Below are 387 nucleotides of genomic sequence, written 5' to 3' on the forward strand. Positions count from 1 at the left end.
GGCAGTCCGATTAGTGGAGGGGTCCCCTTCAGAGACCCGCGGGCCGGTGGCATCGGCTCGGAGTGCCCGGGTTTCACAGTGCAGCTTGTGGCTCGCGTCCATCTTGCAGGTGGCTCTTCCTCCACATCACGAGGGGGTCTTGGAGATGATGGGGCGGGGTGGGGTGGGGTGGGGAAATCTTCCTAGGCTTTTAGGAGATTTCACTCCTCTTTTCCTGTTCAATGGTCTCTTTGGTCGGCAGGGTGTTCTTCTCCTGCGTCTCGGTTTTCTTCAGCTTGGCCTTATCGAAGCTGGCGATTTCCCCCATGTCCGGCTTGTCTGCCATTTTCTTACAACTCGTGGATTCTCCTTCCGAGCTCGCGCTCCAGGTGCTCCCACTCTCGTTGC

At 58.4% G+C, this 387-nt stretch carries 1 protein-coding gene; it reads right to left on the reverse strand.

Annotated elements, in window-relative coordinates:
* Window positions 1-190: 190 nt before the first annotated feature.
* Window positions 191-387 (reverse strand): thymosin beta (locus tag ACNKXV_RS13435; RefSeq protein ID WP_417908244.1); only part of this gene is annotated, 197 nt, incomplete at its 5' end.

It is taken from the genome of Christiangramia aquimixticola, from assembly GCF_048285835.1.
GTDB classification, from domain to species: domain Bacteria; phylum Bacteroidota; class Bacteroidia; order Flavobacteriales; family Flavobacteriaceae; genus Christiangramia; species Christiangramia aquimixticola.